The organism is Ectopseudomonas composti (assembly GCF_900115475.1).
GTDB classification, from domain to species: Bacteria; Pseudomonadota; Gammaproteobacteria; order Pseudomonadales; family Pseudomonadaceae; genus Aquipseudomonas; species Aquipseudomonas composti.
This window is the reverse complement of record NZ_FOWP01000007.1, coordinates 19,472-39,655: the sequence shown is the minus strand read 5'-3', so window position 1 is coordinate 39,655 and position 20,184 is coordinate 19,472. Positions and strand designations below refer to the sequence as shown.

Sequence of the window (20,184 nt, the reverse complement as noted above, 5' to 3'; positions counted from 1 at the left end):
GAGGCTGCATGACGAAACGGGATCACCGTTCGTACGGCCGGGGCTCACGGGCCCGCCGGAGGATTTCTGGCGAGGAATGCTACGATTCTACGCCCGCCGAGGCGGGCGGGGAAAGGCTGCCGGTCAGGCGCGCTCGGCGCGCAGGATCTGCGCGGGAATTTGCTCCAGTGGAAGTTCGCGGCTGACCGCGCCGAGTTTCTTCGCTTCCTTGGGCATGCCGTAGACCACGCAGCTGGCTTCGTCCTGGCCAAAGGTCTGCGCGCCGGCCTCGAACATCTCGCGCAGACCACGGGCGCCGTCGTCACCCATGCCGGTCATGATGATGCCGGTGGCGTTGGCACCGGCAGCGCGCGCGGTGGAGCGAAACAGCACGTCCACCGAGGGTTTGTGGCGGCTTACGGGCGGGCCGTCGACCACTTCCACCATGTACTGCGCGCCGCTGCGCTTGAGCAGCATGTGACGGCCACCGGGGGCGATCAGGGCGCGACCGGGCATGACCCGGTCGCCATGGCGTGCTTCCAGCACTTCGATCTGGCACAGGCCGTTGAGGCGTTCGGCGAAGGCTGCAGTGAAGCGTTCCGGCATGTGTTGGACGATGACGATGCCCGGGCAGACGCGCGGCAGCGCGGTGAGGACATACTCTAGCGCCTGGGTGCCGCCGGTGGACGTGCCGATGGCCACCACGCGCTCGGTGGTTCGGGCCATCGCCGGTTGCCCGGCCGGGAGCACCGCATCGGCGCCCAACTTGGGCTGCACCGGGACCTTGCTCTTGGCCAGTTGGCGCATATTGGCGCGCGCAGCGGCTTTTACCGCGCCGAGCAGGTCATCGCTGGCATTGACCAGGAATTTGCTGAGGTTGACCTGGGGCTTGGTGACGATGCTCACAGCACCGGCAGCAAGGGCCTGCATGGTGGTGCTAGCGCCTTTTTCGGTGAGGGTCGAGCAGATCACCACCGGCGTCGGGCGCTCGGCCATGAGTTTCTTCAGGAAGGTAATGCCGTCCATGCGCGGCATTTCCACGTCGAGGACGATCACGTCCGGCCACTCGCGCTCCATCTTGCTCAGGGCGAACAGCGGATCGGCAGCGGTGCCCAGAACCTCGATCGCCGGGTCGGCTGCCAGCACCGAGGCCAACACCTGGCGGACGACCGCCGAGTCATCGACGATCATGACTTTGATGGGTTTCATGCGGGTTGTACTCCAGTGGGACGTCCACTGTCAGCTACGAGTGGGGATTGCTTCAGGGCCAACTGGCCGCTCCAGATATCGAAGATCAGGTGGCGGTGGCCTGTACCACCGACATGTTCGCCATGACTCATCAACCCGTGCTTGGCGAGGAGTTTGTAGGCCATGTCGATATTCTGCTGCCCGATATGGCGTTTACCGCGATTTCCGACGTTCGGAAACATGTTGCCGCCGCCGAAGATGCGCAGGTGATACTCGTTGGCGCGGGTACCGTGAGCACTGATAGCCTCCAACAACAAGAGCATGGCTTCGTCACCGTAACGCCCGTCCAGTCTGGCTGTGGGCTGGCCGCGGGTGGGCAGCATGTAGTGGCACATGCCGCCCAGCCTGCGCCGAGGATGCCAGAACACCAGGGATACGCAGGAGCCGAGCAGGGTTCGAATGCGCGTGCCGACGCCGGCGAAGTGCAGGTCACCGGGTTGCAGATAGACATCTCGCGGTGCAACGGGTCTAGGCATCGGGTTTGCGATAGATCGAGGGTTTCACGACCTTGAGCGTGTCATCGATGCCGTTGAGGCTTTCCGAATGGCTGATCAGAAAGTAACCACCTGGCCGCAGGCGACTCAATAGACGCTTCACTACCTGTCGCTTGGTGTCACCGTCGAAGTAGATCATGACGTTACGCAGGAAGATCACATCGAATTGACCGACTTCCGGCAATGGGTTGTTCAGGTTGATCTGCTCGAAGCGCACGCGTCGGCGCAGTGCGGGGTCGATCAGCAGATTGCCCTCGTTGGCTCCGACGCCGCGAAAGCAGTGGCGTACCAGCATCCGACGCGGGATATCCTCGCTGTCCTGCACACGATAGACCCCGGCGCGGGCACGATCCAGCACGCGCTGGCTGATATCCGACGCAAGGATCTCCCAGGGTTTGTCCACGAGTACGTCGGCCAGCAACAGGGCGATGCTGTAGGGCTCCTCGCCGCTGGAACAGGCCCCGCTCCAGATGCGCAGGGGGCGTCCGCTGGGAATCAGTCCCGGCTTCTCCAGGTGTTCGCGGAGGAAGTCGAAATGCTTGGGTTCGCGAAAGAAGTAGGTCTCGTTGGTGGTCAGCAGGTCGACGCAGGTCTGCAACTCCGCCGGGCTTTGGCTCAGACGGCGGAAATACTCACCGTAGCTGCTGAGTTCGAACTCGCGCAGGCGCTTGCTCAAACGGCCGGCGACCAGGGGCTTCTTCGCGTCGGAAAGGCTGATACCGGCAATTTCGTGGATCAACTGGCGGAACCTGGCGAATTCCTGGTCACTCAGGGCTATGGCCGTGTTGCTGCTCATGGTTTGTCCTGCGCCGTCGTGCCTTGTGCACCAGCATGCTCCAGCAAGGCTATTTCATCGTCGGACAGCACCCGCCCGACATCGAGCAGCACCACCAGGCGCTCATCCAGCTTGCCCATGCCGCGAATGAAGTCGGCGCGAATACGATTGCCGAAGCTGGGGGCCGGCTCGATCTGCTCTGCACTGAGTTCCAGTACTTCGCTGACCGCATCGACCACCATGCCGATCACCCGCAGGCCATCGCCTGCCGCGATCTCCAGAATGACGATACAGGTGCGCGGGCCGATCGAGGTGGCGCTGCCGCCGAAGCGCAGCCCCAGGTCGATGACGGGCACCACGGCCCCGCGCAGGTTGATCACGCCGAGGATGCTCGGCGGCATCATCGGCACGCTGGTCAGATGGCCGTACTCGATGATCTCACGCACGGCATGGATATCGACGGCGAACAACTCCTGCACCAGGGCAAAGGTCAGGTACTGGCCGGCGACACTGTGAGTGGCGGCAGTCATCGACTACTCCTGAAAGCGCACGTAGCCTGCGGGCAGACCGCCGGCCATCAACGTGGGCGCGTCGTCACCGGTCTGTGCGGCCCGTGTCGAGTGGCTCGGGCGTGACGGCTGGACATGGCGTTGCGGATTGCGAGCGCCCTGGCTGCTATTGAGCTTGAAGAACTCCATCAGTTGCTGCAGTTGCTCGGCCTGGCCGCTCATCTCTTCTGCCGTGGCCGCCAGCTCTTCCGACGAGGAGGCGTTCTGCTGGGTGATTTCGTTGAGCTGGTTCATGGCCGTGCTGATCTGGCCGACACCCGAGCTTTGCTCTTCGGACCCCGCTGCGATTTCCTGCACCAGGTCAGAGGTCTTGGCGATAGAGGGGACGATCTCGTCGAGCAGGGTGCCGGCGCGTTCAGCCAGTTGCACGCTGGACTTGGCCACCTCGCCGATCTCCTGCGCGGCGACCTGGCTACGTTCGGCCAGCTTGCGCACCTCGGCGGCGACCACGGCGAAGCCCTTGCCGTGCTCGCCGGCACGCGCGGCCTCGATGGCGGCGTTGAGCGCCAGCAGGTTGGTCTGGTAGGCGATGTCATCGACGATGCCGATCTTGTCGGCGATGGTCTTCATCGCGCGTACGGTTTCCTTGACCGCCTGGCCACCTTCGCTGGCTTCGTTGCTGGCCTTGCTTGCCATGCCATCGGTGATGCGGGCGTTCTCGGTGTTTTGCGCGATGGACGCGGACATCTGCTCCATCGAGGCGCTGGTTTCCTCCACTGACGCAGCTTGTTCGGAGGCCGCCTGGCTCATGCTCTGTGCGGTGGCGGAGATTTCCTCGGAGGCGCTGGTCAGGGCGTCGGCGTTGCTGCGCACTTCGGAGATGATCTGTGTCAGTCGCTGCGACATGCTGTGGATGGCGGCCAGCATGCTGGTGGTATCGCCTGGGCGGGTGTTGACTTGCACTCGCAGGTCACCTTCGGCGATGCGCGAGACCATTTCGGCGGCATAGCTCGGCTCGCCGCCCAGTTGGCGCAACAGGCTGTGGGTGATCAGCCAGGCAAGCACGACGGAGATCAGTGCGGCAACGCCGCCGATGATCATCAGCTGCATACGGGATTCTTCGAACAACACCGTTGATTCGTTCTGGGACTGTTCCATTAGCTCAGCCTGGAACTCGGCCAGTGCCGTCGAGGCTTTCAGCAGTTCGTTGTTGGCCGGGATGATTTCGCTGTAGAGATAAGCCAGCGCTCGCTCTTGGTCATCCATGAGCTTGTATATTTCGTCGTAGCGTTGGCCTACCAGCTCGCGCGCGCTGTTGATCCGTGCCAGCAGTTCACGCCCTTTCGGGGCCGTCACCGTGTTTTGTAGGTTCTCGACTGCTTTTGCGCGCCGGTCTCGGCTCTCGCTGATCAGGGCCAGGTTCTTCTGGTCGGACGCTTGATCGTCGAGGATGATCAAGTCACGAATTAAACGCGCCTGGTTGAGCGTTTCTTCCTTGATGACGTTCGCGTCGACGATTTTCGGATAGCGGTCGTCGACGATGACGTCGTTGGAACTATTGATCGCACTCATACGTACGATCCCGATTGCCGTGGCCAGGATCAACAACGCCACGACCATACCGAAGCCCAGCCCCAGCTTGGTCGCCACTTTCATATTCTTGAACATGGTTACTTTCTCCGTATGACCTGGTCGTGTGCTCAGGCGCGTGTCGTGCGTGGGGTGTTGCCGGAAGCCGCGATTTCGGCAACTGCCAGAGTGTTTTCGATGGTCAGCAGAACGATGAAGTCATCATCCAGGCGCACCATGCCGTGAATGAAGTCGCTGCGAATGGGGTTGCCGAAAGCGGGTGCTGGGCGTATCTGCGTCGCCGCGACTTCCAGCACCTCGCTGACGGCGTCGACGATGATGCCCAGTACCTGGGCGTCTTCTTCGTCCACTACCTCGACGATGATGATGCAACTGCGCTTGTCGATGCGGCTTGGGCCCTGGTCGAAGCGCAGACTCAGGTCGATCACCGGCACGACGGCGCCGCGCAGATTGATCACGCCGTGGATGCACGACGCTGCCATGGGCACGCGGGTGAGCTGCGGGTATTCGATGATCTCGCGCACGCACAAGCCGTCGAGGGCATAGCGTCGGGCGTTGAGCTCGAAGGTCAGGTACTGGCGCGAGGCATCCGGCTCAGTGAATGCCGCGCCAGCAGTGGGGATGACCGCCATGGGGTGCTGCGGCATGCTCGCCGGATTATCGGGAAGACTCATGATGTGCGCTCATTGGCTGAATTCAGGCTTCGACGGTGAGAGGGGCCGAGTGGGTCGTGGCACTGGACAGGTCGGTGAGCAGGCTGGGGATGTCGAGAATCAGCGCCACGGCGCCGCTGCCCAGGATGGTGAAACCGCCGACACCGCGACAGGTGCCGAACAGCTTGCCCAGCGGTTTGATCACGGTCTGGAACTCGCCCATCAGGTGGTCGACGACCAGGCCAGCGCGTTGCCCTGCGTAGCTGACCACGACGACGTTCTCGCGTCGGGGCGGCTGGTTGGCTTCATCGAACAACTCGCGCAGGCGGATGAACGGCAGCACTTCGCCGCGTAGCGAGATATGCCCGCGGTCATGGTGGGTGTTGGCGTCGAGCTCGATGCATTCCTCGACCAGATCCAACGGGATCACGTAGCCGGACGGGCCGACGCCGACCAGGAAACCATCGATGATGGCCAGGGTCAGCGGCAGGCGGATACGGACGCAGGTGCCCTCGCCGAGTGTGCTGTGCAGTTCGATGTTGCCGCGCAGGGCGGTGATGTTGCGCTTGACCACATCCATGCCGACACCACGGCCAGAGAGGTTGCTCACTTGCTCGGCCGTGGAGAAGCCCGGCTCGAAAATTAGGTTGAAGGTTTCCTTCTCGGTCAGCGTCTGCCCCTCGCCGATCAGCCCGCGCTCGCGAGCCTTGGCCAGGATGCGCTGCGGATCGAGGCCGCCGCCATCGTCGGCGACTTCCAGGACGATGCTGCCCGCGTCGTGGTAAGCGTTCAGGCGCACGTTGCCTTGTGCTGGTTTGCCTCGTGCCTGGCGGACTGCCAAGGGTTCGATGCCATGATCCATGGCGTTGCGTACCAGGTGAGTAAGTGGGTCGGTGATGCGCTCGACTACGGTTTTGTCCAGCTCGGTTTCGCCACCGCTGATGGACAGCGTGATGTCCTTGCCGATCTCGCGTGAAACGTCGCGTACCACGCGCTGGAAGCGGTTGAAGGTGGCGCCGATTTGCACCATGCGCAGGGTCAATGCCGAATCGCGCACTTCTTCCACGAGTCGCGAGAGTTGTTCGGTGGACTCCAGCATTTCGGCATGACCACATTGCTGGGCAGTCATGCGTGCACCGGCGCCAGCGATGATCAGTTCGCCGACCAGGTTGATCAGTTGATCGAGCTTGCCGGCGTCAACGCGGATCAGGTTGTTCTCGTTGTTGCGACTTTCCTTGACCTGCTGCTGCTTCTGCAGTGCCGCTGCGATCACCGGTGGTTGCACCAGGCTTTCTTCCATCAACACTTGGCCGATGGGTCGGGTTTCGGCTTCTTGCTGTCCTTGAACCTGGGCGTGCAGTACATCCTGAAGTTCTGCGGCCGTGAGGGTGCCGCAACGCATGAGGATTTCGCCCAGGCGCATATCTTCTTCGGGAAGGGCACGAATCAGCTCGAGGTATTCGTTGGACTTGCTGTGCGGAGGCAGGATGCGGATCAGGCTGTCTTCACGGACGAACTCGAAGGCGCCTTCGATGGTGGCTTTATCGGCGTCACTGGCGAAGGCGACCTCGAAGCTGAGGTAGCAGGTTTCGGGATCCATCTCAGCCGCTGGCGGCACACGGTCGAGCAACGGAACGATATTGACGATGCGGCCAAAGGTATTGAGGTAGCGCAGCAAGGACAGCGGATCCATGCCATTGCGCAGGGTATCGGGGCCGAAGCGCAGCGACAGGTGCCAGTGGTCGGCGCTGAGACCGTCCTGGGTGCTGCGCTCGATACGCTCATGATGGGTAGGCAGTCCGCCGGGATTTTGGGGGGGCGCCATGTAGGCGCTCAGGCGCTCCCCGAGCAGAGTGTTCTGCTCCAGGCTCTCGGCGTCCAGTTGTTCGAGATCATGGCCTTCGTCTAAGTGGGTGATGAGTTTGCCGAGGTGATCACCAACCTGCAGGAACAGCGCGGTAAGGGTTTCATCGAAGTGCAGTTCACCGTTGCGGATGCGGTCGAGGACGCTTTCGGCGATATGGGTGAAGTCGACGATGAGATCGAGACCGAACAGTCCGGCAGAGCCCTTGATCGTGTGGGCGGCACGAAAGATCGCATTGATGGTGTCGGCGTCTTCGGGTGCACTCTCCAGCAGGAGCAGTGCTTCTTCCATCAGTTCGAGCAGTTCTCGGCTTTCAGCGATGAAGATCTTGAGTATTTCGTCCATATCCATACTGCGTCACTCGTCGCTGGGTTTGATCAGAATGGGGTCGCCGAAGAAGGAGGCGAGCCCGCTGAGTTCGAACGCCTCGATGACTGCCGGGCTGTGGTGGCTAAGGCGTAGCTGGCAGCCCTGGCGGTTGGCTTCCTGCTTGGTCAGCACCAGCAGTTGGAGACCTGCACAGTCGAGTTCGTCGAGGGCCGAGAGATCCAGTTCGACCTCTGCGCCAGGCGCCAGGGCACGCAGCAGCAATCCCATGTGTTCGCTGACGCTGTAGATGGTCAGCCCGCCTTCCAACGGGAGGATGCGATACAGGTTCTCGCCCGACGCTTCTGTCATGGCGTTGGCCTCAAGGCAGGATCAGCTTGGAAACGGCAGTGAGCATCTGCGCTGGCTGGAAAGGCTTGACCACCCAGGCCTTGGCACCGGCTGCGCGACCTTCTTCCTTCTTCGCTTCGCCGGCTTCGGTGGTGAGCATGATCACCGGAGTGAACTTGTAGGCGGGCAGTTGCTTGACGTTTTTGACGAAGGTGATGCCGTCCATGTTGGGCATGTTCACGTCGCTGATGATCAGGTGCACCTTGCGCCCGTCCAGCTTACCCAGCGCGTCCCTGCCGTCGCAGCCTTCGATCACGTCGTAGCCAGCGCCTTTGAGCGTGATGCTGACGACCTGCCGGATGGAGGCGGAATCGTCGACGATGAGTACGGTCTTGCCCATGGGGAACCTCAGAAGAAAGTGATTTCGGAATCGTTGCGCTTACCGGGTGCTGCACCCCGGTGGATGTCATGCTGCTCGGGCATGGTGTAGGTCTGGGCCAGTTCATGCAGCCAGCGAGCTACGTCCAGAGGTGCCGGCTCATGGCCGAGGCGGCGTTGTTCATTGCTGGTGTGGATGTGGTCGAACAACTTGTCGATGTCGCCGCTCACATGCCCGAGCATCTGGCTGATGCGGTCCTGGAACTGCAGCGCTACCAGCACTTCGGCGATGTCCTGGGCGACGATTTCGCTCTGGCTGCGCATCGCTTCGTTGTGGCTGACGATGCCGCTGGCGCTGTGGTGGAAGCGGGTAATCACGCCCTTGATGACGTCGCTGGCGTTGTTCAGGGTAATGGCGTCGGTCTTGGCGTATTCGCGGGAGATATCCAGGGTCTTGTGGATGGCGCTGTTGACGATGGTCACGGTCTCGCCGATGCGCTGGCCGGTGCTGCCGGACATGGTGGACAGCTTGCGCACCTCGTCGGCGACCACGGCGAAGCCTCGACCGCTTTCGCCTGCACGGGCGGCCTCGATAGCGGCGTTGAGCGCCAGCAGATTGGTCTGCTTGGCGATATCGGCGACGTCCTGCGCCATGTCCTGCAGCTGATCGGTGAAGTTCGATAGTTCCGTCACTTCCTTGAGCAGGGACTCCTTGCTGGCCAGTGCTTCGCGCAATGCCATGATGATCATGTCCAGCTCGTGCTGGCTGGTGGACAGCAGCGCGACCAGGCGGTTGCCGGCCTCGCGCTCGGGGCCGTTGCCCAGACTCTGCTGAATACGCACGGAAAGGTTGGCGAAGCGCTCGCTCAATGCGCTGATGGCTTCTTCGGTGTGGTTGCGGGCGGAGTGAATCTGTTGCGACCAGAGCGGCAGTGTCTGTTCGCAGAGCTCTTCCACGTCTCGTGGTAGAGGCTGTTCGCCAGAGTTCTGGACTTCGACGGACGGCGGTGATGGCTTGAGCCGCTTCTGCTGGAGCAGCAGCGCGCTGCCAACCAGCAGCAGACCGATCAGCGCGGCAAGGGTATTCAGCCAGCCAATGCCTACCAGAACGACGGCTAAGGAGCCGGCCAGCAGCGTTAGCGATGGGATGACCAGGGGGAGGTTCTGCTCGCGCACTTCTTGGCTCCGCGACTGCTGGGGTCAGGTGATCGCGGAACAGTTGCCAGGCTAGAAGGGGGAATTTCCTGCAGGGTGCCTGTCATCGTTCCATCGACTTCTGGAGGATGCATTAGGCACTTGGGTGGGGGCATCGGAATGCGCTGGATTTGCGCGTGGATTTCTCCCGATTCGAGCTAGGGAAATCCTCAGCATGACTCGGATGTACTGAGTCTGCTGGCGAACTTGATCAGGTCGGCGTTACTGGAAAAGCCCATCTTCTCCATCAGATTTATCTTATGCGTGCTGACGGTCTTGTTGCTGATCATCAGCTGTTCAGCGATCTGATTCACGCTGAGGCCATCTGCCAGTAGTCGCATGATCTGGAACTCCCGGTTGGTCAGACTGTCGAGGCCGGACACAGGGTTCTGCTTGAGGCTGTTGAGGGCGATCTGTTCGAGCAATTCCGGATCGATGTAGCGCGCGCCGGTGCTGACCTTCTTCACGGCGGCGATCAGGGTCTCGGGTGATTGGGTTTTGGTCATGTAGCCGGTGGCCCCCGCGCGCAGCACGCGCATGGCGACATGGGGGTCGTTGTGCATGCTGAGAACCAGAATGGGCAGTTGCGGATGCTGATGGACGACGCGTGATATCAGCGCCTCACCACTGAGACCGGGCATGCTGATATCCAGCAGGAGGAGATCGACATGTTTCGCTCTCAGGCGCTCCAGTGCCTGCGGGCCGTTGGCCGCCTCGTCGGCTATGTGGATGTCCTTGTCCAGTTCGAATAGGCGTTTCAGGCCTTCTCGCATGATCGTGTGATCGTCGACGATCATCAGATTGATCATAGGCTTTCCTTCATCGATTGATTTTCACTGGGAATATTGCCTGGACGATGGTGCCCTGGCCTGGGTGGCTGAAGATGATCACGGGGCCACCCAATTGCTTGCCGCGCTCGCGCATGCCGGACAGTCCGGTGGAGTCGGGCAGGATGTCGCTGAGGATGAAGCCCTGCCCGTCATCGAATATCTCCAGTACGTAGTCATTCTCGCGCCGTTCCAGGTTCACTTCGGCCCTGCTGGCATTGGCGTGGCGCAGGATGTTGGTCAGCGACTCCTGGACGATGCGATAGAGGTGGGCCGCGCGCCCCGGTTCCAGGTCGAAGTTCTGCTTGGGCAGGTTGCAGCGACAGTCGACCTCGGAAAGCAGGCGGAATTCATCGATCAGACCTTCGAGGGTGCTGCTCAGGTTGTGCTGCAGTTTCTTGATGGGCGCGCTGTTGCTGATTTCACGGATGACTTCGATGGCACTGTGGGAAATGTTGCTCAGGCGTTCGATATGGCCCAGCAGGTCGGAGCGATCCTGGCCCAGGTGGATGCGCAGCACGCCCAAGCCTTGTTGCAGTGCGGTCAATTGCTGGCCTAGCTCGTCGTGCAGTTCGCGTGCGATGCGTTTGCGTTCCTGGCTGCGGGCGATGGCGCAGAGCTTGGTCTGTTGCGATTGGCAGCTGGGACAGAGAGCTTCGTTATCAGGGGTTTGTTGTTGGCGAGGAAGGAGGTCGTAGCGCGAGAGCGTCGTTGTTCTATTCACCTTGGCTCTATCTCTTCTTGGCGCGGGGCGGGCAATCCACCGCTGGGCTGGCACGGGTTGGGAATTCTTCTGGCCAGCGAATAGGCCACAGGTAAGGAAGGACGCCCAATATCGAAAGAAGAAGTAACGGAAGGTGAGGACTTCACTCGCCTGGGGCGGGTGAGTTGAGATGTGCATTCCCCTGTTTCCAGTCACTTAGAGGAGAGGCCGGTACCGCTCAGAGACAGTCGGTGGCAGCTCAGCGTTTTATCTGCACCTGTGTTTATCCGTCTTCGCAAATAGAGTGGCGACCGGTCTGTGGTGGGGGGAAGGGGGGGCAAGTGCATCGGCCACCAGATGGCTGATGCCTTCGTGAGAAGGAGTGATCATGGTAAAGGCTCTGCTTGTCTGATGACCTAGCATATCGCCCGTGTAGCTCGTGAGGACAGCAAGAAATCAGCCTGACGCTGGAATATTGGCGTGGTCGACGATCCTGTGTCGCCAATGGGTATGCGTCAGGCTTTTTCCTGGAACTCCTGTGCTTGGTTCGCGATCCTCAATGCACTATCTCGATCCCGCGCATCCGTTCGGCGCGGCGGCGCAACAGTTCGATGGTCACCAGCAGGGCGATGGACACCAGAATCAGCAGCGTGGCGATGGCCAGGATGCTCGGGTTGATCTGCTCGCGCAGGCCCGAGAACATCTGCCGTGGAATGGTGCGCTGCTGTGGCCCGGCCATGAACAGGATGACCACCACTTCATCGAACGAGGTGATGAAGGCGAACAGCGCGCCGGAAATCACGCCGGGGCGAATCAGCGGCATGATCACGTCGAAGAACACGCGAATCGGCGTGGCACCGAGGTTCAGCGCGGCGCGTGCCAGGCTGTAGTCGAAGCCAGTCAGCGTCGCGGTGACGGTGATGATGACGAACGGCGTGCCCAGCGCGGCGTGCGCCAGGATCACCCCGAGATAGCCACCGGCCAGGCCCAGGTTGGAGTAGAAGAAGAACATGCCGGCGGCGGTGATGATCAGCGGCACGATCATCGGCGACAGCAGCAGGGCGGTGATGAAGCGGCGAAACGGCATCTCGTCGCGGGCCAGGCCCACCGCGGCGCAGGTGCCCAGGATCGTGGCCAGGATGGTGGAGAGAATGCCGATGAAGAAACTGTTCTTGATCGCCAGTATCCACTTCGGATCGTTGAGAATCTCCCGGTACCAGCGCAGTGAATAAGCCTCGGGGTCCAGCTTCAGCATGCCTTCGGTAAAGCTGAAGAACGGCTCGGCATTGAACGACAGCGGCACGATCACCAGGATCGGCAAAATCAGGAACAGTAGCACCAGCCAGGAGCTGGCCTTGAGCAGCCAGTGGCCGAGGTGGTGCCAGAAACCGTAGTAGGCGGGGATTTTCATAGCCGTCTCATCCCAACTTGATATTGCTGGCGCCGACGAAACGGTCGTACACCCAGTACAGCAACAGGATCAGCCCGAGCAGCAGCGAGCCGAGCGCGGCGGCCAGCTCCCAGTTGTTCGAGCGCTGCATGTGGAAGGCGATGATGTTGCTGATCATCTGCCCATCGGTGCCGCCGACCAGCGCCGGGGTGATGTAGTAGCCCACCGAAATGATGAACACCAGCAAGGCGCCGGCGCTGAGGCCGGGCAGGGTCATCGGGAAGTAGATGCGGGCGAAGGCCGGGATCGGTTTGTCGCCGAGGCTGAGAGCGGCGCGCATGTAGCTGGGGTCGATGCCGCGCATCACGCTGTACAGCGGCAGGATCATGAATGGCAGCAGGATGTGGGTCATCGCCACCACGGTGGCGAACGAGGTGTAGAGCATCTCGAAAGGTTGGCTGATCAGGCCGATGCCCATGAGGAAGGAGTTGATCACACCATTGGTCTGCAGCAATGCGATCCAGGAGGTGGTACGCACCAGCAGGGAAGTCCAGAACGGCAGCAGTACCAGTACCAGCAGCAGGTTGGCGCGGTTCGACGGCAGGCCGGCGAGGTAGTAGGCCAGCGGATAGCCGAGCAGGGCGCAGAGCAGGGTGATGACCAGCGCCATGTTCAGGGTCTTGGTATACAGCTGCAGGTAGATCTGCGTGTCCTGGCGCACCTGGATGCCCTCGTCGGGGTGCAGCTCCAGGTCCAGGGCGGTCAGGTAGTAGTCGTAGGTGTAGACCTTGCCGGCGCGCTCGATGGCGTACCACAGCTCGGGTTTGCTCCAGTTACGGTGGGCGTCGAGCAGGGTCTTTATGCCTTGGCTCTGCAGCTCTTGCGCATCCAGCCGGCCAACACGGCGGGCGGTGGATTTGACCACGCTGGACATGCCGGTATAAGCGCGGTTGAACTCCTCGGACAGCTTGCCGGACAGGCGTTGCTCGTTGAGCCCATGCAGCTCTTGAGCGAATACCTGCAGGGTCTTTTCGTCCGGCAGTTGCTTGTGATCGTCCCAGCGTTCGAGTTCGGCCAGGGTCAGGGGAATCAGCTCGGCCACCGTCGGGTGATACACGCTGCGCCACAGCATGCTGCCGATCGGCGCGACGAAGGTGACGAGGATGAACAGCAGTAGCGGCACCACGAACAGGAAGGCCGTCAGGCGCTTCTTGCGTCGGGCGCTGGCAGCTTGGCCTGCTTCGCTGGCGGTCAGGGATGACAAACTGTTTCTCCGATCCTGTGTAGGGCGGGTTAGCCGCGCATGACGCCTGGCCAGATAGGTGATGCGATTGCTGGGCGCGGCGTAACCCGCAGAGCGCAATCAAGGGAATCTGGTAAGGCCGATACCCTCTCCCTCAACCCCTCTCCCACAAGTGGGAGAGGGGAGCTGATGGCCTTTACTTCAACAGCCACTCGTTGAACTTCTCGCCCAGCGACTCGCCGTAGTCGGCCCAGAACTCGGAGCCGGCCTGGATGCCTTTGTCCAGGTGAGCGGTCGGTAGGTGCGGGGTTGCGTTCTGGTCAGCCAGCGGCATGGACGACTTGCGGGTCGGGCCGTAGGCCACGTCCGGCATGCCGGCCAGCGGCTTGGAGCCGGTGGCGTACTTGATGAACTCCATGGCCAGATCTTTCTTCTTCGAACCTTTGACGATGGCCCAGGCGTCGAGGTCGTAGACGTGACCGTCCCAGACGATTTCGAAGGGTTTCTTCTCCTGCACGATGGCGTCGTAGAAGCGGCCGTTGGCCGATTGCACCAGCACCGCGCCGCCGTCGTTGAGCAGTTGCGGCGCCTGCGACCAGGAGTCGAACCAGACGATGTCCTTCTTGATGCTGTCCAGCTTGTCGAAGGCGCGTTGCTGACCTTCCGGGGTCGCCAGCACTTCGTATACTTCTTCGGGCGCCACGCCGTCGGCCATCAGCGCCCACTCCATGTTCACCTGCGGACGCTTGCGCATGGCGCGCTTGCCCGGAATCTTGGCGGTGTCGAAGAAGTCACCGATGCTGGTGGCCTTGGTGCCGCCGATGGTGTTGTCGTTGAAGGCGAACACCACGGACCAGACGATGTTGCCCACGGCGCACTCGCTGGCCAGGGCTTCGGGGATGAAGTCTTCGGCCGCTGGGGTGCCGTCGATGCCGGCTGGCAATACGCTGTGGTCGAGGGTTTCCAGCAGGCCTTCGGAGCAGGCGCGCTCGAGGTCGATCACTTCGAAGTCGACCACATCCCACTGGATGTTGCCCGACTCGACCTGGGCCTTGATCTCGGCGACGCCGCCCGAGTAATCCTCGAACAGGACCTTGACCCCGCTGTCTTTCTGATAGGGATCGATGACGTGTTTCTTCTGTGCGGCGCCGTAGGAACCGCCCCAGGACACCACGGTGAGGCTGTCCTGGGCCGTGGCGTTGCCCGCTGTGAGTCCCAATGCCGTCACCAGGGCGAAGGTGGAAACGCTGGTAGTCAGTGATCTAGCCATTGCTGTGCTCCATTTGCTTCTACTAGTTGTGGTGGTCAGAGCGTCGTCGGCACTTCCGATCGGTCCAGAGCCTGGCTGTCTTCCGGCAGCCAGGTGAGGGCGATCTCTTCCTGAGCGCTGAGTTGCGGGGCTGAACTGTCGTTCAGATTCTTCACCACCAGCTCACTGCCGCTGGCGGTCTCGAAGTGGTAGCGGATGTATTCGCCGACGTAGTGGCGGGTGACGAAACGGGCCTTGACCTGATTGCCGCTGTCGCCGAGGCGAGTGGTGAAGTTGAGCTTCTCTGGGCGCACCGACACCGTGGTGGCCTGGCCGACCTCGGTGCAGTTGGCCTTCAGCGTGCTGACCAAGCCGCCATCGTCGAGGCGGACGTGCACGCGGTCTGCGTCGACCGCCTCGATCACCCCTTCGAGCTTGTTGCTCTCGCCGATGAAGTCGGCGACGAACAGGTTGGCTGGTCGCTCGTAGAGCACGTGTGGCGCGGCGCATTGCTGCACCACGCCGTTATTGAACACGGCGATGCGGTCGCTCATGGTCAGCGCTTCGGTCTGATCATGGGTCACGTAGATCACGGTGAAGCCGAGCTGCTCGTGCAGGCGCTTGATCTCGAACTGCATCTGCTCGCGCAGTTTCTTGTCCAGCGCACCGAGGGGTTCGTCCATCAGCACGATATCCGGGGCGAAGATCAGCGCGCGGGCCAGCGCCACGCGCTGGCGCTGACCGCCGGACAGCTGGCCCGGGTAGCGCCCGCCGAAGGCCTGCAGTTCGACCAGGGCGAGGTAGTCCTCGACCTTGGCGCGAATCTCGTCCTTGGGCAGTTTGCGAATCTTCAGCGGGTAGGCCAGGTTCTCGCGGATGGTCATGTGCGGGAACAGCGCGTACTGCTGGAAGACCATGCCGATGTTGCGTGCGTAGGGGGCGATGCTGGTGACGTTGCGGCCGTTGATCAGTATCTCGCCGCTGGTCACGTCCTCGAAACCGGCGAGCATCATCAGGCAGGTGGTCTTGCCGGAACCGGAGGGGCCGAGCAGGGTGATGAACTCGCCCTTGGCCACGTTGAGGTTGAAGTCCTTGACCACCAGGGTCTTGTGATCGTAGGTCTTCTTGACGTTGGTGAATCGCAGGAACGCCTCGTTCCCAGCCTGCGCAGTCATAGTCCTCCCCGCTATCCGCAATGTGGAGTCAGCTCGTGGCCAAGGCTCCAACTTCTGAGTCGATTCACCCCCTTCGTGGGAGGCGATCGTTATGTCGATAGCTAAAAGCAATAAGCAAGCCACATGACGAGTGGCTGGCTGATAGCGCTCTGCTATGCAGGTTGAAGCCTAGCCCATGCTGGGCGAGATGCGAGGCGGGTGTGGGAGGAGGTAACAGCGGGAAGGGAAAGGGGCACCTGCCGAAACGCACTCGGCAGGTGCGCGGTCTGGAGAACATCCCTGTTTCGGCGCGTGCACTTTGTGGGGGGCGCCGTGTGCACCGATTACCGGGGGCATCCTCGATGTCGCGGCGAGTGATCGCCCCCCGGTGCGCACGGCGCACCCTACAAGAGTCTGGTCTTAGTTGTTGGGCAGCAGGCGCACGGTCAGGCTCTTGATGTAGCGGGTCTCGTTGATCGCCGGATGTACCGGGTGATCCGGGCCCTGGGCGCCGCGTTCGAGCAGTTGGATGTTGCGGTCCAGGTGACGGGCGCTGGTCAGCAGGATGTTCTGCAGGTTGTCCTCTTCCAGGTGCATGGAGCAGCTGGCGCTGACCAGGATGCCGTCCTTGTTCAGCAGGCGCATGGCGGTTTCGTTTAGGCGCCGGTAGGCCGCCTCGCCGTTCTTGATGTCCTTCTTGCGCTTGATGAAGGCGGGTGGATCGGCGATCACCACGTCGAAGCGTTCTTCGGCGGATTTAAGCTCGCGCAGAGCAGCGAACACGTCGCCTTCCACGCAGGTGACCTTCTCGGCGAAACCGTTGAGCGTGGCATTGCGCTCCACGCCATCGAGAGCGAAGGCAGAGGCGTCCACGCAGAATACTTCGCTGGCGCCGAAGGCCGCGGCCTGTACGCCCCAGCCACCGATGTAGCTGAACAGGTCGAGCACGCGCTTGCCTTTGACATAGGGTGCCAGGCGCGCACGGTTCATGCGGTGATCGTAGAACCAGCCGGTCTTCTGCCCTTCGATCACCGGTGCTTCGAATTTCACGCCGTTCTCTTCCAGCGCTACCCACTCCGGCACCACGCCGAAGGCGGTGTCGACATAGCGTTCGAGGCCTTCGGCATCACGAGCGGCGGAGTCGTTCTTGAACAGAATGCCGCTGGGCTTGCACACCTGGATCAGGGCAGCCAGCACGTCATCCTTGTGCGCCTCCATGGTGGCGGAAGCCAGCTGGACCACCAGAATGTCGAAGAAACGGTCGACCACCAGTCCCGGCAGCAGATCGGAGTCGCCATACACCAGGCGGTAGCAGGGTTTGTCGAACAGGCGCTCGCGCAGGCTCAGGGCGACGTTGAGGCGGTGCACCAGCAGTGACTTGTCCAGCACATGCTTGACGTCGCGCGACAGCAGGCGGGCGCAGATCAGGTTGTTCGGACTCATGGCGACGATGCCCAGTGGCTTGCCGCCAGCCGCTTCGAGGACGGCCTGGTCACCCGCTTTCAAGCCATGCAGCGGGGTGGCGGCGACATCGATCTCGTTGCTGTACACCCACAGATGGCCGGCGCGCAGGCGTCGGTCGGCGTTGGCTTTCAGGCGCAGACTGGGCAGGGAAGACATGAGTTCGGGCTCCGCGGGGAAAAGAGCGGGATTATAGCGGTTTGCGCGAAGGGCCGGCGTTTACAAAAGTCGGCTGCAAGCAGGTCTGCGCTTTGGCTAGACTGTGTCCTACTTCTCATCCTGCATGATTCCCTTCCCATGACCTACGAACTCACCGCCGAACAGATCCAACAAGTCCTGCAGGGGATCAGCGTACCGCCGCAACCGCAGATCATGGTCGACCTGCAGATGGAGCAGGTCATGCCCAGCCCCGATTTGCGCAGCATCGCCAAGCTGATCAGCCAAGACCCAGGGCTGTCCGGCTCGCTGCTGAAAATCGTCAATTCTCCGCATTTCGGCCTGGCCAATCGCATCGCGTCGATCCAGCAGGCGGTCAACCTGCTGGGCTGCAATACGGTGATCAACCTGATCAACGCGCAGTCGATCAAAGGTGAGCTGACCGACGAGGCCATCCTGGTACTCAACCGTTTCTGGGACAGTGCTCAGGATGTGGCGATGACCTGCCTGACGCTGGCCAAGCGCCTTGGTTATCACTCGCCTGACGAAGCCTACAGCCTGGGCTTGTTCCACGACTGTGGCATCCCGCTGATGATCAAGCGCTTCCCCAGCTACATGCAGGTGCTGGAGGAGGCCTACGCCAGTGCCAGCGACGAGCGCCGCGTGGTCGATACCGAGAACCGCCTGTTGACCACCAATCACGCGGTGGTGGGGTATTTCACCGCGCGTTCCTGGCGTCTGCCAGAGCACCTCTGCGAGGTCATCGCCAACCACCATAATGCGCTGTCGATCTTCAGCGACGACTCCGGGCGCGATGCGCAGCTCAAGACGCTGCTGGGCATCCTGAAGATGGCCGAGCATATCTGCGAGACCCACCGTGTGCTGGGTGGGCAGGCCGTCGACATGGAGTGGCAGTACATTTCGCAGCCGATCCTGGAATATGTGGGGCTTTCGGGGTACGACTTCGAAAACCTGCGTGAGAGCATCCGCGACCTGGCCGTGCTCTGACCCTGCGTTCGCTTGCGCCGCGCTCTACCGCTTTGCGGGCCGCTCCTGCTAAGGTGGCGCACCGTCGTTATCCTGCCGTATTGCCATGCCTGAATTGCCCGAAGTCGAAACTACCCGCCGCGGTATCGCCCCCTATCTTGAAGGTCAGCGTGTCAGTCGTGTGATCGTGCGTGAGCGCCGTCTGCGTTGGCCGATTCCCGAGGATCTGGACGTGCGTCTGTCCGGTCAGCGTATCGAGTGCGTCGAGCGGCGCGCCAAGTACCTGCTGATCAAGGCTGAAGTCGGCAGTCTGATCAGTCACCTGGGCATGTCCGGCAGCCTACGCCTGGTTGAATGTGGTCTCCCAGCGGCCAAGCACGAGCATGTGGATATCGAGCTGGAGTCGGGGCTCGCCTTGCGTTACACCGACCCTCGGCGTTTCGGCGCGCTGCTGTGGAGTGAAGACCCGCTGACTCACGTACTGCTCAGCAAGCTCGGGCCGGAGCCACTGGGCGGGCTGTTCGACGGTGAGCGGCTGTTCCAGCTGTCGCGCGGGCGCAGCATGGCGGTGAAACCCTTCATCATGGATAACGCCGTGGTCGTCGGCGTCGGCAATATCTACGCCACCGAAGCACTGTTCGCCGCCGGCATCGATCCGCGCCGCGAGGCTGGCGCCATCTCGCGGACGCGTTACCTGCGCCTGGCCGAAGAGATCAAACGCATCCTCGCCCATGCCATCGAGCGTGGCGGTACCACGCTGCGCGATTTCGTCGGTGGTGACGGCCAGCCTGGTTACTTCCAGCAGGAACTGTTCGCCTACGGGCGCGGCGGCGAATTCTGCAAGGTCTGTGGCAGCACCCTGCGCGAGTTCAAACTGGGTCAGCGCGCGAGTGTGTACTGTACCAAGTGCCAGCGTTGAAAGGCTGCTGACGGACGACCCGTAGGGCGGGTACAACCCGCCGGGACGCAATGGTGGGTTTCACCGGCTCTACGGCATAAAAACAAGAAAAACCGAAGGTGTTAGATGTCCGGTAACTATTTACCGCGCAATCCGGCCGCCGAATGGCTGGGGCGTAGCGTGCTGAAGCTCATGGGCTGGCGTATCGAGGGGCAGTTGCCGAAGCTCGACAAGTTTGTCGCCATCGGCGCTCACCACACCTCCAACTGGGATTTCGTGATCTTCATCGCACTGAAGTTCGTGCTGCGCCTGAATGCCCGTTGGTTCGGCAAGCACAGCATCTTCCGCTGGCCCTTCGGTGGCCTGATGCGCGCCTGGGGCGGCATCGCGATTCGCCGTGACCGCCAGCTCAATACCGTCGAACAGGCCATACAGGCCTTTCGCGAGCATGATGAATTCATTCTGGTGCTCTCGCCCGAGGGCACGCGCAAGAAGGTCGAGCGCTGGAAGATGGGCTTCTACCATATCGCCCTTGGCGCGGGCGTGCCCATCGTACTGGGGGCGCTGGACTACCAGAACCGGCGTGTGGTGATCGGCCCGACCTTTCAGCCAACGGGGGACGAGAAGGCCGATCTGGCCGCGATGCTGGCGTTCTTCCGTCCTTATGTACCGAAAAAGCCGGAATATGCCTTTCACGGCGATTGACGTCCGTCACGCTGACAATTATCAATGCGCTGTTATAGTTACTGGCACTTTCCCGAATAATTTGAAGGAT

General features: G+C 61.7%; 20 protein-coding genes. 3 read left to right on the top strand and 17 right to left on the bottom strand.

Going from position 1 to position 20,184, the window contains the following annotated elements; all coding sequences use genetic code 11:
- Positions 1–123: 123 nt before the first annotated feature.
- From BM059_RS14240 to BM059_RS14160, 17 genes are all read right to left on the bottom strand, one after another.
- Complete coding sequence (locus tag BM059_RS14240) at positions 124–1,188, bottom strand: protein-glutamate methylesterase/protein-glutamine glutaminase (protein WP_074939443.1); 1,065 nt, start codon at positions 1,186–1,188, stop codon at positions 124–126.
- Positions 1,185–1,703 carry a chemotaxis protein CheD gene (locus BM059_RS14235; protein ID WP_074939441.1) on the bottom strand — a complete coding sequence of 173 codons (519 nt, stop codon included), beginning with the start codon at positions 1,701–1,703 and terminating at the stop codon, positions 1,185–1,187. The genes BM059_RS14240 and BM059_RS14235 overlap by 4 nt, the downstream gene beginning before the upstream one ends.
- Positions 1,696–2,517, bottom strand: a complete 822-nt coding sequence (locus BM059_RS14230; protein ID WP_074939440.1) for a CheR family methyltransferase — start codon at positions 2,515–2,517, stop codon at positions 1,696–1,698. The genes BM059_RS14235 and BM059_RS14230 overlap by 8 nt, the downstream gene beginning before the upstream one ends.
- On the bottom strand, positions 2,514–3,026 hold the full coding sequence (locus BM059_RS14225) for a chemotaxis protein CheW (protein ID WP_074939438.1): 513 nt from the start codon (positions 3,024–3,026) through the stop codon (positions 2,514–2,516). Before BM059_RS14225 ends, BM059_RS14230 begins: the two co-directional genes overlap by 4 nt.
- A 3-nt stretch (positions 3,027–3,029) precedes the next feature.
- Positions 3,030–4,673, bottom strand: a complete 1,644-nt coding sequence (locus BM059_RS14220; protein ID WP_074939436.1) for a methyl-accepting chemotaxis protein — start codon at positions 4,671–4,673, stop codon at positions 3,030–3,032.
- 32 nt (positions 4,674–4,705) lie between these two features.
- Positions 4,706–5,269, bottom strand: coding sequence for a chemotaxis protein CheW (locus tag BM059_RS14215; protein ID WP_074939434.1), 564 nt, complete (start codon positions 5,267–5,269; stop codon positions 4,706–4,708).
- Positions 5,270–5,291: 22 nt separating this feature from the next.
- Positions 5,292–7,463: a chemotaxis protein CheA gene (locus tag BM059_RS14210; protein WP_074939432.1), complete on the bottom strand. Its 2,172-nt coding sequence runs from the start codon at positions 7,461–7,463 to the stop codon at positions 5,292–5,294.
- A gap of 6 nt (positions 7,464–7,469) precedes the next feature.
- Positions 7,470–7,790, bottom strand: a complete 321-nt coding sequence (locus tag BM059_RS14205; protein ID WP_074939430.1) for an STAS domain-containing protein — start codon at positions 7,788–7,790, stop codon at positions 7,470–7,472.
- 10 nt (positions 7,791–7,800) lie between these two features.
- Positions 7,801–8,169, bottom strand: coding sequence for a response regulator (locus tag BM059_RS14200; protein ID WP_074939428.1), 369 nt, complete (start codon positions 8,167–8,169; stop codon positions 7,801–7,803).
- A gap of 8 nt (positions 8,170–8,177) precedes the next feature.
- Complete coding sequence (locus BM059_RS25745) at positions 8,178–9,323, bottom strand: methyl-accepting chemotaxis protein (protein WP_074939426.1); 1,146 nt, start codon at positions 9,321–9,323, stop codon at positions 8,178–8,180.
- A gap of 188 nt (positions 9,324–9,511) precedes the next feature.
- Complete coding sequence (locus tag BM059_RS14190) at positions 9,512–10,150, bottom strand: response regulator (protein ID WP_074939424.1); 639 nt, start codon at positions 10,148–10,150, stop codon at positions 9,512–9,514.
- Positions 10,151–10,160: 10 nt separating this feature from the next.
- Positions 10,161–10,892, bottom strand: coding sequence for a sensor histidine kinase (locus BM059_RS14185; protein ID WP_074939422.1), 732 nt, complete (start codon positions 10,890–10,892; stop codon positions 10,161–10,163).
- A 535-nt stretch (positions 10,893–11,427) separates the two neighbouring features.
- Positions 11,428–12,282, bottom strand: coding sequence for an ABC transporter permease (locus tag BM059_RS14180; protein ID WP_074939420.1), 855 nt, complete (start codon positions 12,280–12,282; stop codon positions 11,428–11,430).
- Between the two features lie 7 nt (positions 12,283–12,289).
- Positions 12,290–13,525 carry an ABC transporter permease gene (locus BM059_RS14175; protein WP_074939418.1) on the bottom strand — a complete coding sequence of 412 codons (1,236 nt, stop codon included), beginning with the start codon at positions 13,523–13,525 and terminating at the stop codon, positions 12,290–12,292.
- 175 nt (positions 13,526–13,700) lie between these two features.
- Positions 13,701–14,774 carry an ABC transporter substrate-binding protein gene (locus BM059_RS14170; RefSeq protein ID WP_037001279.1) on the bottom strand — a complete coding sequence of 358 codons (1,074 nt, stop codon included), beginning with the start codon at positions 14,772–14,774 and terminating at the stop codon, positions 13,701–13,703.
- A gap of 35 nt (positions 14,775–14,809) precedes the next feature.
- Positions 14,810–15,928 carry an ABC transporter ATP-binding protein gene (locus BM059_RS14165; RefSeq protein WP_074939416.1) on the bottom strand — a complete coding sequence of 373 codons (1,119 nt, stop codon included), beginning with the start codon at positions 15,926–15,928 and terminating at the stop codon, positions 14,810–14,812.
- A 399-nt stretch (positions 15,929–16,327) separates the two neighbouring features.
- A complete protein-coding gene (locus tag BM059_RS14160) occupies positions 16,328–17,527 on the bottom strand; it encodes a class I SAM-dependent rRNA methyltransferase (RefSeq protein ID WP_074939414.1) in 1,200 nt (399 codons plus the stop codon).
- Between the two features lie 138 nt (positions 17,528–17,665).
- Between BM059_RS14160 and BM059_RS14155 the strand changes: the two genes are divergently transcribed.
- The 3 genes from BM059_RS14155 (at position 17,666) to BM059_RS14145 (ending at position 20,114) form a co-directional block, all read left to right on the top strand.
- Positions 17,666–18,532, top strand: coding sequence for an HDOD domain-containing protein (locus BM059_RS14155; protein WP_074939412.1), 867 nt, complete (start codon positions 17,666–17,668; stop codon positions 18,530–18,532).
- An 85-nt stretch (positions 18,533–18,617) separates the two neighbouring features.
- The gene (gene mutM / locus BM059_RS14150; RefSeq protein ID WP_074939410.1) at positions 18,618–19,430 is read left to right on the top strand and encodes a bifunctional DNA-formamidopyrimidine glycosylase/DNA-(apurinic or apyrimidinic site) lyase; all 813 of its coding nucleotides are present in this window, start codon (positions 18,618–18,620) and stop codon (positions 19,428–19,430) included.
- Positions 19,431–19,535: 105 nt separating this feature from the next.
- Positions 19,536–20,114 carry a lysophospholipid acyltransferase family protein gene (locus BM059_RS14145; protein WP_074939408.1) on the top strand — a complete coding sequence of 193 codons (579 nt, stop codon included), beginning with the start codon at positions 19,536–19,538 and terminating at the stop codon, positions 20,112–20,114.
- Positions 20,115–20,184: the final 70 nt, after the last annotated feature.